The sequence below is a fragment of the Limosilactobacillus sp. genome, from assembly GCF_022651205.1.
In the GTDB taxonomy this organism is placed as follows: Bacteria; Bacillota; Bacilli; order Lactobacillales; family Lactobacillaceae; genus Limosilactobacillus.
This window is the reverse complement of record NZ_JALCQI010000036.1, coordinates 1-13,191: the sequence shown is the minus strand read 5'-3', so window position 1 is coordinate 13,191 and position 13,191 is coordinate 1. Positions and strand designations below refer to the sequence as shown.

General features: G+C 42.0%; 10 protein-coding genes and 3 tRNA genes. All 13 read left to right on the top strand.

The genetic code is table 11. The features are described from left to right. Positions 1-533: 533 nt before the first annotated feature. Positions 534-2,030: a peptide MFS transporter gene (locus tag LKJ51_RS06825; protein WP_291979737.1), complete on the top strand. Its 1,497-nt coding sequence runs from the start codon at positions 534-536 to the stop codon at positions 2,028-2,030. Between the two features lie 130 nt (positions 2,031-2,160). Further along, a tRNA-Tyr gene (locus LKJ51_RS06820) sits at positions 2,161-2,243 on the top strand. A 10-nt stretch (positions 2,244-2,253) separates the two neighbouring features. Beyond that, positions 2,254-2,325: transfer RNA gene (locus tag LKJ51_RS06815), tRNA-Gln, on the top strand. A gap of 69 nt (positions 2,326-2,394) precedes the next feature. Next, a complete protein-coding gene (locus LKJ51_RS06810) occupies positions 2,395-3,036 on the top strand; it encodes a hypothetical protein (RefSeq protein ID WP_291979738.1) in 642 nt (213 codons plus the stop codon). Between the two features lie 132 nt (positions 3,037-3,168). Further along, positions 3,169-4,509 (top strand): MFS transporter, encoded by a 1,341-nt coding sequence (locus LKJ51_RS06805; RefSeq protein WP_291979747.1) that lies wholly within the window; start codon positions 3,169-3,171, stop codon positions 4,507-4,509. A 99-nt stretch (positions 4,510-4,608) separates the two neighbouring features. After that, positions 4,609-6,258 carry a YidE/YbjL duplication gene (locus LKJ51_RS06800; RefSeq protein WP_291979739.1) on the top strand — a complete coding sequence of 550 codons (1,650 nt, stop codon included), beginning with the start codon at positions 4,609-4,611 and terminating at the stop codon, positions 6,256-6,258. A gap of 39 nt (positions 6,259-6,297) precedes the next feature. Further along, positions 6,298-7,014, top strand: coding sequence for an aspartate/glutamate racemase family protein (locus LKJ51_RS06795; RefSeq protein ID WP_291979740.1), 717 nt, complete (start codon positions 6,298-6,300; stop codon positions 7,012-7,014). Between the two features lie 138 nt (positions 7,015-7,152). Then, on the top strand, positions 7,153-7,854 hold the full coding sequence (locus LKJ51_RS06790; RefSeq protein ID WP_291979741.1) for a GntR family transcriptional regulator: 702 nt from the start codon (positions 7,153-7,155) through the stop codon (positions 7,852-7,854). 57 nt (positions 7,855-7,911) lie between these two features. After that, positions 7,912-9,378, top strand: coding sequence for a nicotinate phosphoribosyltransferase (locus LKJ51_RS06785; protein WP_291979742.1), 1,467 nt, complete (start codon positions 7,912-7,914; stop codon positions 9,376-9,378). An 11-nt stretch (positions 9,379-9,389) separates the two neighbouring features. Next, positions 9,390-10,214, top strand: coding sequence for an ammonia-dependent NAD(+) synthetase (gene nadE, locus LKJ51_RS06780; protein WP_291979743.1), 825 nt, complete (start codon positions 9,390-9,392; stop codon positions 10,212-10,214). Positions 10,215-10,241: 27 nt separating this feature from the next. Then, entirely contained in the window at positions 10,242-12,419 is a 2,178-nt protein-coding gene (locus LKJ51_RS06775; RefSeq protein ID WP_291979744.1) for a Tex family protein, read from the top strand. Beyond that, positions 12,412-12,864: a SprT family protein gene (locus LKJ51_RS06770; RefSeq protein ID WP_291979746.1), complete on the top strand. Its 453-nt coding sequence runs from the start codon at positions 12,412-12,414 to the stop codon at positions 12,862-12,864. The genes LKJ51_RS06775 and LKJ51_RS06770 overlap by 8 nt, the downstream gene beginning before the upstream one ends. Before the next feature lie 57 nt (positions 12,865-12,921). Further along, positions 12,922-13,007 (top strand) — tRNA-Leu (locus LKJ51_RS06765). Positions 13,008-13,191: the final 184 nt, after the last annotated feature.

The window sequence follows — 13,191 nt, the reverse complement described above, 5'->3', positions numbered from 1 at the left end:
TTTTTTCTCACCCTTTAAATATACTTAGTAATCTCCGAACTTACAGAGTCTAATCGCGGGAATCCAAATAGGCTCACTTCGTATCGTAACTGAGGGACTCGAGCCTAACGCAGCGAAGCAAGCCTATTCGGCTACGAACGACTCTGATGATTTCATCATCATTCATCGTTCTAGGTTAGTCAACCGTCCCTCCGAGAAAGTTAATTCCCAGCTTCTGAACTAATCTTAGGTTGTTTTTGTTACTAAAAAATGAGATTAACTTTATTAAGTTAGGTGAATTATGGATACTAGCTTAAAATTATTAATGAAGTAACGCTTAATAGCTTAATAACATTACAAATAGTGTTAATTAAATGTATTATTTTGAGCCATTCTTGTTAATTATTCTCATCAAAAATTTATTTTTGAATTGACGCTTTCAAGATAGACGCCTATAATGGTTGTATTATGAAATTTTAATGTGAAAGTTTCTTAATTTAATTAACTTTTATGTCTTATTTTTATCTTCTAAAGATATTACTTGGAGGAATTGTATGAGTAAAGAGAAAGACTTAGATACGGCCTTCTTTGGGCAACCAAGAGGACTATCTACACTGTTCTTCACTGAAATGTGGGAACGGTTTAGTTACTATGGGATGCGTGCCATCCTGCTATTCTACATGTACTACGCTGTAACCAAGGGTGGCTTGGGAATGAACCAGTCTACCGCAGCGTCGATCATGGCGATTTACGGTTCATTAGTTTACCTATCCAGTGTTGTTGGTGGGTGGCTTTCAGATCGTGTCTGGGGTTCACGGAAGACCGTCTTCATCGGTGGTGTACTGATTATGTTTGGGCATATTGCCTTGTCATTACCAGCCGGTGTTACTGCCTTATACATTTCAATTGCGTTAATTGTTGCTGGTACTGGTTTATTGAAGCCAAACGTTTCAGAAATGGTTGGTGGATTATACAGTGCTGACGATGAACGTCGTGATTCCGGATTTAGTATGTTTGTCTTCGGGATTAACTTGGGGGCTGCTGTTGCGCCTTGGGCTGTTCCTTGGGCTGCTAATGGATTTGGTTTCCACATGTTCGGTAATGAAATGAACTTCCACGCTGGTTTCTCACTAGCCGCAATCGGAATGTTCTTTGGGTTACTTCAATATACACTTGACGGACGTAAGTACCTTTCAAAGGATAGCCTTTACCCTAATGACCCAATTGAAAAGGACGATTTACGACCAATTATTATCTGGACGATTGTTGGTGTTGCGGTCTTAGCTGTTGTTCTTGGATTGTTAGCCGCAATTGGTCAATTAAACATCACTAACATTATCAACATCATTACCTTTGTTGCGATTGCATTGCCAATTTACTACTTCATTATGATGTTGAATTCCAAGAAGGTTACTAAGCATGAAAAGTCACGGGTAATTGCTTATATCCCACTATTTATCGCTGCCGCAATCTTCTGGGCAATCGAAGAATCCGGTTCAGTTGTCTTAGCATTGTTCGCTGAACAACGGACAGTTCTTCACATTGGTAGCTGGCACTTTGCAGCCGCTAACTTCCAGACGTTGAACCCATTATTCATCATGATTTTGACACCAGTGTTCGTTGCACTGTGGGATCACTGGAAGGGTCAACCAAGTGCACCTGGTAAGTTCTCTGCCGGACTTGTCTTTGCCGGTTTGTCATACATCTTAATGACTTTACCAGGATTAATGTACGGGACTGATGGTCGTGTTAGTCCATTCTGGCTTGTTGGTTCATGGTTCATCGTTGAAATTGGTGAAATGTTAATCTCACCAATTGGTTTATCAGTAACCACTAAGCTTGCACCAAAGGCATTTAAGTCACAAATGATGAGTATGTGGTTCTTGGCCGATTCAGCTGGTCAAGCCGTTAACGCCCAAATCGTTAAATACTACTCATCCGCAACTGAAGTTCCTTACTTCATGATTGTTGGTCTTGTAAGTATTGCCTTTGGTATTATTCTGATGTTCTTCGTAAAGAAGATCCACAGTCTAATGGATGGCGTAAATTAAAATAGACGATTCTTGGAGAATCTGCTTTTTGGCGGATTCTTTTATTTTTTAAAAAAGTCCTTGCATTTTTGGTCAAAGTTCGATATTATAATAAACGTTGATTGTTACTAGTTAACTGTCACGTTGTGATGGAGGAGTAGCGAAGTCTGGCTAAACGCGACGGTCTGTAAAACCGTTCCTTCGGGTTCGGCGGTTCGAATCCACCCTCCTCCACTTTTATTATTGGGCTATAGCCAAGCGGTAAGGCAACGGTTTTTGGTACCGTCATGCGCTGGTTCGAATCCAGCTAGCCCAACTGCCAAAGTCATCAACTGTTTGGTTGGTGGCTTTTTTGTTTACAAAAATTAGTGAAGGGGTAATCGAGATGCCTAAGCAAGGGCACTTTGCAAAATCTAGCCGATTAAAACAACTGAACCAGTTTAAAGTAAAACGAGCTTCTCAGCATTCAACCATTGATGATGAGAAGTTTATTGATTATGTAATCTTGCGTTTTAACTTAACGAGTAAAAAGAAGTTAGCAAAAGAGATTCAGGAAAGTAACCAACGTTTTCTGATTGAAATATTGGAAAGCCGTCAGAAACAGCGAATAGATTTATCTTCAACTATCCCCAACTTATTAACAAAATTAAATAGCCGGGTTCCATGGCAATTTTATCGGCAAGTTATTGCTGGATGGGAAACATTACAACACTTTATTTGTCGTGAGGTTCCGGCTGTCCCGTTAAAAGGTCGGGTGCTTGTTTCGGGAACTGTTACTCAAGCTAACCTCACTAAATTAGTTGCGAATGAGCTGGCCACTAAGGCTGTTGCCATGACATTCCTTAATCGGCCAGTAAATCAGCAGGTTAAGGAGTTAACGAAGCAACGCCTTTTGCAGACGATTTATCAGAATAATCAGATTAATTGGCAACAAATAGCGGTTCTATTTAAGCCATTCCCCTTAGTAGTCGATCCCAAGTTAGACGAAGGGACTAAAGAGTGGCTATTGGCATTGGAAAAAGAATAACTAACTGTTAAAATAATGAAAGGTGCTGTGGCGGAGTTTATCGCCATGGCTTTTTTATATTTAAATGAGAGGTGAAAAAAGTTGGGAAAGAGTAATAACAAGAGTAAGCACGTTTATGCAGCAATCCTTTCCATGGCATTGTTAACGTTTGTCGGCATCCTTAATGAAACGGCAATGAACGTGACGTATCCGGAACTAGTAAGGATTTTTAATGTTTCGATTGGTGTTGTTCAGTGGATTACTACTGGCTATTTGTTAATGGTGACAATAGTAATGGGAACAACTGCTTACTTATTACGCCAGTATCCTGCCCGGCGATTGGCACTCGTTGCGGTATTGATGTTTGTCGTTGGGGATGTTATTGGTGCATGTGCGGTTAATTTCCCCTTATTGTTAGTTGCCCGGTTAATTCAGGCGACGGCAACGGGATTATCAACCCCAATTTTATTTCATCTAATCTTTACGGAAATCCCGGCTAATCAGAAAGGGATCATGACTGGTTTTGCGGGAATGGTAATCTCATTTGCACCAGCGATTGGACCAACTTACGGGGGAATTGTTTCGGAAACGATGTCCTGGCGGATGATTTTTTGGCTAATCTTGCCATTGGCATTAGTTAGTTTAGTTGTTGGTCAATTAACAATTCGAAATCAACCGATTGGAAATACGAAGCGATTCAGTTACTTAAGCTTATTGTTGCTATCATTAGCATTGATTACAGTAATATATTCAATGTCCTTAATTGGTAATAATGGCCTGACTGGACCATTTTGGCTTTTTCTTTGTATTGGTCTCTTTCTGGCGTTGCTTTTTATCTATGTTAATAATCATGGACGTTCACAACTACTGAACCTTTCAATCTTTCGGGTAGTTCCAATCAGGCTTTCAACGATCACTTATTTTAATCTCCAGTTTATTAATATCGGGATTTCACTAGTTATTCCGGTTTATATGCAGTACGTTCTTCATTCGTCAGCGATGGTGGCTGGATTGGTTCTGCTGTCAGGTTCACTGGTTGGGGCTTTACTTGCGCCATTTGGTGGACGATGGGCCGATCAACAAGGATATGCCCAGCCGGTTACTACCGGTAGCGTGTTGCTTGTTATTGGAGCTCTGTGCTTTATTATTTTTCAAGCAGAGTTAACCGCAATCACCGTTACCATCTTTTTCTTAATTTTAAGAATTGGGTTTAATCTGGCATTCCCTAATACCATTTCAAATGCTTCAATGCTCGTTGAACAGGAGAATAGTTCAGACGTGAATTCAGTCTTTAACATGGTTCAACAATTTGCGGGATCGATGGGAACTGGTCTTTTAGCATCCCTTATCTCTTATTTTCAAAAACAGACGACCGGTTCGGCAGCTCAGCGAACGATGGTTGGTGGTCGATTAGATTATCTGATTGTCACTTGCCTAGCGATTTTAACGTTCATCACCGTTGTTTGTAACTACCAAATTCAACGAAAAAAATAAGATTCATTAGTTGATGGTCTTCACCCGTAGATAATGTTAAAATGAGTGACTGTAATAGACAAAATTAAGGGATTATTCGAGGACAAAGAAAGAATATTTATGGTTAATACAATTATTCACTTTATGGTTCATAACCAGGTCTTTACCTTATTTATTTGCATGGCTTTGGGCTTTGCAATTGGGGACTATAAAATTGGGGGAAGGTTTAGCATTGGAGCGACAGTGGCAACGTTGGTTGTTACCTTAATTGTCGGTCAAATTGGTGCTTTCCCTCGTGATGAGATGTTAGGGACGATTTTCTTCGCCTCATTTATGTTTTCTGTTGGCTACCGAATTGGACCACAGATGATGATCAGTTTGAAAATTTTTGGTTCACGAATTTTAATCATTAGTATCTTTTGGTTAATGTCTGCTTTCCTTATTTCCTGGGGACTCTTTGCGGCTTTTCATATTGGACCGGGAGTTGCCTCGGGGATTATTGCAGGCTCATTGACCCAGTCTTCAACCGTTGCGAGTTCACTCCGCACGATTGGTTCACTGCCGGTAAGTAGTGCAGTTCGCTCAACATATGAGGCCCAACTACCGGTCGCGTATGCTTTGACGTATGTTTTTGGAACCTTGGGTGTGATTATCTTCCTTCGTGATCTTGCACCTAAATTATTAGGAATAAAGATAAACCAGCAGGGACCGCTAATGGCGCGGAAGTATCATTTTCACGCAAAGAATCCAAACCCGACATGGCGGCGAACGTACCGGATTGAGGCGGACTCACCGTTAATTGGTAAAACGATTGGTGGTTTTAACCGCTGGACTCATTACCGACTGATTGCGTTGGTTGCCTTTCATGGGGATGAAATGACGGATCACCTTGAATATCAGCTCAGAGCTGGTGATCTATTGACAGTGATTGGTTATGCGGTACATTTTGACCGAATGCATGGTGTTAAAGGGACAACTGAAGTTCTGACACCAACGAAAGCACCAGGAGAACGGAAATTTGTTTTAGGTAAGAACTTCAAGCCAACTCAATTGGCTCATTTACGGCAACACGGCGTCTTCATTAATATCCAGGATCCGGATACCGGAAACGAACAGTTATTTAACCAACTTCATCCAGGAAGCGTGATTTCCTTAACCGGTAATACATCCCGAACATCGGCAATCTTGAAAAAGATGGGACGCTGGCACACAAGTTCTCAGGCGATTAACTATTCGCTATTTTCACTTGGGATCGCTGGTGCATCACTTCTCGGAATTTTGGGGTTAAAGCTAAACGGGATTCCCCTAGAACTTGGTAATGGGGTTGCAGCCTTATTAATGGGGCTTACTCTGAGTACGTGGATTTCTCGTCACCGGGACCATGACTCAATTCCACCAACAGTTACCGGCTTTTTCCAAAACCTGGGCTTAACCCTTTTCGTCGGGACGGTTGGCCTACAATCGGCCCAAGCATTTACGGGTGCCATTAAATCGCTAGGTGTAGGAGTGCTGTTCATTGGTGCGGTGGTTGCAATTGCGCCACACCTGTTAACACTCCTGTTTGGGCGTTATGTTTTGCATATAGAGCCATTAGCCCTAGTTGGTGGTTTGACCGGTTCTGGGACCTGTGCGGCAGCAATGACTGAGATTGCTGATCAGGCGGGTTCGGAAGGTGGCGCATACTTTGCGGCTGCACTAACACCTGCCTATATTATGGGAAATATTGGAATTACTTTATTAGGGCCTATTTTTGTTGCACTATTGGCTTAAAAATAGGAAAATGTAAGTTATAAAGTGAGGTTAGGATTCATGAAGAAATTTTTTACCGTTCTCGGTGGAATGGGAACGTTAGCCACTGAGAGCTATGTTCGGATTCTCGATCAGCGGACACCAAGTAAGCGGGATCAAGATTATTTAGATTACATTGTTGTTAACCACGCAACGGTTCCTGACCGGACGAGTTGGATTCTTGATCACAGCAAACCAAGTCCAACCAAAGCATTAATTGAGGATATCAAGCAACAAAGCCTTCTTAATCCAGAGTTTTTTGTTTTAATCTGCAATACTGCTCACTACTCTTTTGATGAATTGCAGGCAGCCACTAAGGTTCCGATCTTAAACATGCTTCAGGAAACTGTTGATGAAATTAAGCGCATTAAGCCAGATGCTAAGCGAGTTGGCCTTTTGGGGACTGATGGTACTATGCAGTCCGGCATTTATGATTCCTATATTCAGAATGCTGGTTACGAGGAAGTTAAGGCAACACCTGAAATTCAGGAAATGACTGAAGACTTAATTTACCATGACATCAAGGAAGCAGGTCATTCTGACGGTAAAAAGTACCATGAACTTGTGAGAAAGATGATCGAAGAAGAACACTGTGACATCGTTATTCTCGGATGTACAGAGCTTTCTTATGCCGAGGAAATGGATCCAGAGACGCAATACCCGGTAGCAGATTCACAATCAATTATTATTGACCGAACCCTAGAACGGGCATTAAAGATTAGAAACGAAAGTAAATAAGTTATAGCAAAAGTGTGAATGGGGAGAACACTATGTATCCTTGTTCACGCTTTTTTCAATTGGTCTAACCATGCATATTGATGTTACAATTGGAAATAGCTATTTATTGCTCTTAATGGTGCAAGGAGGACGAGAAAAATGAGTTCACCGATATATATCAAGATCCATAATCAGTTACGAGAAAATATTGAGGATGGTAAGTGGAAAGTTGGCGAGAAGATCCCGGCCGAACGTGAACTTGCTGGTCAATTTAACGTTAGCCGGATGACATTACGTCAGGCAATTCAGGAATTGGTTGATGAAGGAATTCTTGAACGACGAGTTGGTTCTGGGACATTCGTTGCTAACCGGAAAGTCCAGGAACGGATGTCAGGGGTAACGAGCTTTACGGATCTAATGAAGTCGATCGGTAAGGCGCCATCTAGCACGACCGTTTCCTACCACTTAACGATTCCTTCTCAGGTAGAAATTGAAAAGTTAGACCTAAAGGATGGCGAGGAGGTTGTCCGGATGGAACGAATTCGCTCGGGAAACAATGTTCCAATTTGTTTTGAAATTGCCACAATTCCCGCTAGGCTTGTTAAGGGCTTAAGCAAGGAAGAAGTCACAAGCTCATTTTGGGAAACTCTAGAGCGAAAGGCCCACCTTTACCCTGGCCATGCGGTTCAACACATCTCGGCAACAAAGGCTACTGAACGGATCGCAACATATCTGAACGTTAAACGTGGTGACCCATTATTGAGGATGACCCAACTATCGTACCTTCAGGATGGGACGCCATTTGAGTACGTTCATACTCAATATGTAGGATCCCGTTTTGAATTCGTTTTGGAAAAATAAGTGACAGATTCGTGTTACAATGTTGATTATTAAATTAATTTGAGAGGAAACTAAATAATGAAATTTAATTATCCGGATGACAGTACAGCTCTTCATACCGATGCTTATGAGCTTAGTATGATGCAAACATATTGGAAGCAAGGACAAGCAAATCGTCGAGCTGTTTTTGAAGCCTTCTTCCGGAAGATGCCATTTCAAAATGGCTATGCGGTTTTTGCCGGTCTGGATCACATCATTCGCTACGTTAAAAACTTACATTTTACTGAAAGCGATATTGAATATCTTCGCTCAACCAGCCAATTTGATCCTGATTTTTTGGACTATTTAAAGGATTTCAAATTTACTGGTTCGATCAGAAGCTTTGAGGAAGGGGATCTGGTATTTAACCACGAGCCGATCATTCAGGTTGATGCGCCAATTCTTGAAGCTCAATTGGTAGAAACGGCCATCCTGAACATCATTAACTACCAAATCATGATTGCTACGAAGGCTTCCCGGATTAAGTCAATTGTTGGCGACCAACCGGTTATGGAATTTGGAACCCGTCGAGCGCAAGAGTTTGATGCTGCTTTATGGGGAACCCGGGCAGCTTATATTGGTGGCTTTGATGCAACGAGTAACGTTCGTGCCGGTAAACTATTTGGTATTCCAATTTCTGGGACCCATGCACACGCCTTAGTTCAATCCTACAGGAACGATTATGATGCCTTTAAGGCGTATGCTGAAACTCACCATGATTGTGTATTCCTGGTTGATACGTTTGATACGCTTAAAAGCGGTGTTCCGGCTGCAATTAAGGTGGCAAAGGAATTCGGTGATAAGATTAACTTTCTTGGTGTTCGAATTGACAGTGGCGATATGGCCTACCTTTCCAAACGAGTTCGTCAACAACTTGATGATGCTGGCTTTAAGGATGCTAAGATTTATGCTTCTAATGGCCTTGATGAAAAGACAATCCAAAATCTGCAAATGCAGGGTGCCAAAATTGATGTTTGGGGAATTGGGACTAAGTTAATCACCGCTTATGACCAACCTACTCTAGGGGCAGTTTATAAGTTAGTTGCCATTGAAGATGAAAATGGCAAAATGGTTGATACAATTAAGTTATCAAATAACATTAGCAAAATGTCGACCCCAGGGAAAAAGCAGGTTTGGCGGATCAACGATTGTGCGGACAACAAGAGTGAAGGGGATTACATTACATTAGATGGTGAAGACCCGCGGAAACAAAAATCACTCAACATGTTCAATCCTGATTTTCCACTTCAGCAAAAGGATGTTGACGAGTTTAAGGCACGACCAATGCTAAAGGATATCTGGAAAGACGGTCAATTTGTTTATGATGAACCTAGCTTGGAAGAAACTCGTCAAAGAAGAAAGCAGAACCTTGATATCCTTTGGGACGAGTATAAGCGTGATCTTAATCCCGAAGTTTACCCAGTCGATTTATCACAGAAATGCTATGACAATAAACTGGAAATGATTCACAAGATTCACGAGTATGTAAAAACGCTGAATAATTAGGGGACGGTAAAATGACTTTACAAGAAACAATTATTGAAACGCTTCACGTGCAACCACAGATTGACCCGAAAGCAGAAGTTAACCGAAGAGTTGAATTTTTAAGTGCTTTTTTGCGGAAGACGGGGATGAAGACATTAGTCCTTGGAATCTCTGGTGGACAGGATTCTTCCCTAGCCGGTCGACTAGCCCAATTGGCGGTTGAAAAGTTACGGCAAGGTACTGGTGATCAAGATTACCAATTCATTGCGGTGCGGTTACCGTATGGCGAACAAGCTGATGAATCTGATGCCATGATGGCAATTGACGAGTTTATTCACCCAGATAAAATGGTTCGGGTTAACATTAAGCCCGCAACAGATGCCATGGTAGATTCGCTTACAGGTGCTGGGACAACGATTAGTGACTTTAATAAGGGGAATATCAAGGCTCGTGAACGGATGATTGTTCAGTATGCAATTGCTGGTGAACATTCCGGTGCCGTGGTAGGAACCGATCATGCTGCTGAAGCGGTAACGGGTTTCTACACTAAGTATGGTGATGGTGGTGCTGACATAACGCCATTATCTGGACTAGATAAGCGACAAGGGAAAATGCTTTTGAAGTCCCTTAATGCGCCCGCACACCTATACGAGAAGGTCCCAACTGCTGATTTGGAAGATGATAAGCCAATGCTTCCTGATGAAAAGGCTCTTGGTGTTTCTTACCAGGAGATTGATGATTACCTTGAGGGAAAGCAGGTTGATTCCCAAGCAGCAACGAAGATTGAAAACTGGTATAGGCGGACACAACATAAGCGTCACCAGCCAATTAATCCAGCTGATACTTGGTGGCGGTAAAACAATTGACGGAGGATTTATATTTGTATGGACGAGAAATCAATTAAGTTAGTTAGCAAGCAGCTTCCTAAGTTGCATGAGTCACAAATAAAAGCGGCTTTAAAGCTGATGGATGAGGGGGACACGATTCCTTTTATTGCCCGGTACCGGAAGGAAGCAACTGGAACATTGGATGAAGTCCAACTTCAGGAAATCCATGATCAATACCGTCACGTAACGACACTGCTTGACCGGCAACAGACAGTTATTAATAAAATCAAGGAAGCTGGAAAGCTAACTCCAGCACTGGAAAAGCAAATTTTAGCCGCAACTGAATTGCAGACGGTTGAGGACTTGTACTTACCATATAAGCAAAAGCGACAAACTAAAGCACAGGTTGCCCGGGAGCACGGCTTGGCACCGTTTGCTAACTGGTTATTGACTTACCCTGATACTGATCTAGCAACTGAAGCGACAAAGTATCTTAATGACGATGTGACAACGGTCGATGATGCTTTAGACGGTGCCCACGAGATCCTGGCAGAAGCAATTAGTGAAATGTCAACGGTCCGGAGTTGGTTACGAAACTTCATGAGCCAACATGGTCAACTTGTAACTGCGGTTAAACGAAATGGTAAGGAAAAGGATGAGCTGAAGACATATGAACAATACTATGACTTTACCAGTCCTGTAAAATCCCTGAGTTCTTACCAGGTATTAGCAATTAACCGTGGTGAAAAAGAAGGAGTCCTGAATGTTAAGGTTACCGTAGACGATGATGCGGTATTAAACTACCTTCATTTCCGGTTAATTCGGACGAGTAAGGAAAACACTGCGGTGAAGTTGATTGAAGATGCCTATACTGATTCCTATAAGCGTTTCTTGGGACCAGCAATTGAGCGGGAGATCCGTCGCCAATTAACGGAAAATGCTGATCAACAAGCAATTAAGGTGTTTGGTGAAAACCTTTATCACTTATTGATGCAGGCACCAATTAAGGGAAAGGTTGTGTTGGGATTTGACCCAGCTTACCGGACAGGATGTAAGCTTGCTGTTTTAGATGAGAATGGTAAATTCTTAACTAAAGCGGTGATTTACCCTCATAAACCAGCGCCAGAGGAAAAACGAGCACAGGCTGAAGGCCAGCTAATTGATTTAATTGAAAAGTACCATGTTGAGATGATTGCGATCGGTAACGGGACGGCTAGTCGAGAGTCTGAGCAATTTGTTGTGAATACCCTGAAGAAGATTAAGCGACCAGTTTATTATGTAATCGTTAATGAGGCTGGTGCTTCGGTATATTCTGCAAGTAAGGAAGCTCGGGATGAATTTCCAGACCTTCACGTTGAACAACGAAGCGCCATTAGTATTGGTCGTCGTCTCCAGGATCCACTGGCTGAGCTTGTTAAGATTGAGCCACAGGCAATCGGGGTTGGTCAATACCAGCACGATTTACCGAAAAAAGAACTGTCTGGTGAATTGGATGCAGTTGTTGAACGGGCCGTTAACCGGGTTGGGGTAAACTTAAATACAGCAAGTTACCAACTGTTAACCCAAATTTCTGGGCTGAATAAGACGACTGCTAAGAATATTGTGAAGTATCGTGATGAGCATGGTAAGTACACCAACCGGAAACAGCTAAAGGATGTTCCACGATTGGGACCAAAGGCTTATCAACAGTCTGTTGGTTTCTTGCGGATTGTTAATGGGGATAACCCACTCGACAATACTGATGTTCACCCAGAAAGTTACCCGATTGCCAAGAAGATCATGTCAACAGCTGAGATTAATGTTGATAATCTTGGATCTTCAGTGGCTGAAGAGCAGCTAAAGAAGATCAATATTGCCGACTTCACAACGGAAAATGCTGGTGAGGAAACGGTTAAGGATATTGTGGCATCACTAAAGAAGCCGGGGCGTGATTTACGTGACTCAATGCCAGCACCATTGCTTAGGCAGGACGTAATGAAGATTGATGACTTAAAGCCGGGGATGAAGCTTCAGGGAACGGTAAGAAACGTTGTCGACTTTGGGGCCTTTGTTGATATTGGTGTTAAGCACGATGGTCTTGTCCACGTTTCTAAAATGAGCAAACAGTTCATTAAGGATCCTCGTGCAGCTGTCTCAGTGGGTGATATTGTTGATGTCTGGATTGATGATGTTGACCTTAAACGGCAACGAATTCAATTAACGATGATTGCTCCTCAAGATGGTAGCGATGAATAATCAACAATTACAAGAACTAACTGAAAAATGGTCGGTGGAATATTTCCAGCGGCCATTTCAACACCAAATTTTCTTTAACTCGCGATTACGGACCACCGGCGGACGGTACCACCTGAATGATCACCATATCGACATTAACCCGTTAATGTACACGGAATTTGATTTGGGAAACTTAAAACGGGTCGTCCTTCATGAGCTTTGCCATTACCACCTTCATTTGACTGGTCGTGATTACCATCACCGAAGTCTTGAATTTCGGCGATTATTGGCACAAGTTGGTGGTTCACGCTATGCACCGGCAACTAGTAAAGCAAAGAAACGTTCGCGTCACTATTGGTACTATCAGTGTACTGGGTGTGGGATCCAGATTGTTCGTCAACGGCGGTTTAACACTGATCGCTATGTTTGCAGAAGATGTGGTCACCATTTTGTTTTGAAAAATTAAAAAAAGTTGTTGCCAACGAATAGGGATCTTGTTATAATAGTATTCGTTGGTTGATATGCGGCCGTGGCGGAACTGGCAGACGCGTAAGATTAAGGATCTTATGGTCGATTATGACCGTGGAGGTTCAAGTCCTCTCGGCCGCACTACTAAATTAGATAAGTCTTGATATTTCGTGTTTATAACGATTTATCAAGACTTTTTTTGGGCTCTACAATATCTGGTGTTGATATAGAAATTTCACTTTCTATACCAATACCAGATTTTTACATTTAAACTAAAAAACAGAGGTCCCCTCTGTTACAATGAAATCGCCAAATCACACAGAAA

What these genes read in the sequence shown, in the direction of transcription:
- LKJ51_RS06775 (WP_291979744.1), top strand. Translation starts at nt 10,242, where the DNA reads ATGGACGAGAAATCAATTAAGTTAGTTAGCAAGCAGCTTCCTAAGTTG.
- LKJ51_RS06795 (WP_291979740.1), top strand. Translation starts at nt 6,298, where the DNA reads ATGAAGAAATTTTTTACCGTTCTCGGTGGAATGGGAACGTTAGCCACT.
- LKJ51_RS06825 (WP_291979737.1), top strand. Translation starts at nt 534, where the DNA reads ATGAGTAAAGAGAAAGACTTAGATACGGCCTTCTTTGGGCAACCAAGA.
- LKJ51_RS06785 (WP_291979742.1), top strand. Translation starts at nt 7,912, where the DNA reads ATGAAATTTAATTATCCGGATGACAGTACAGCTCTTCATACCGATGCT.
- LKJ51_RS06800 (WP_291979739.1), top strand. Translation starts at nt 4,609, where the DNA reads ATGGTTAATACAATTATTCACTTTATGGTTCATAACCAGGTCTTTACC.
- LKJ51_RS06810 (WP_291979738.1), top strand. Translation starts at nt 2,395, where the DNA reads ATGCCTAAGCAAGGGCACTTTGCAAAATCTAGCCGATTAAAACAACTG.
- LKJ51_RS06805 (WP_291979747.1), top strand. Translation starts at nt 3,169, where the DNA reads ATGGCATTGTTAACGTTTGTCGGCATCCTTAATGAAACGGCAATGAAC.
- LKJ51_RS06770 (WP_291979746.1), top strand. Translation starts at nt 12,412, where the DNA reads ATGAATAATCAACAATTACAAGAACTAACTGAAAAATGGTCGGTGGAA.
- LKJ51_RS06790 (WP_291979741.1), top strand. Translation starts at nt 7,153, where the DNA reads ATGAGTTCACCGATATATATCAAGATCCATAATCAGTTACGAGAAAAT.
- nadE (WP_291979743.1), top strand. Translation starts at nt 9,390, where the DNA reads ATGACTTTACAAGAAACAATTATTGAAACGCTTCACGTGCAACCACAG.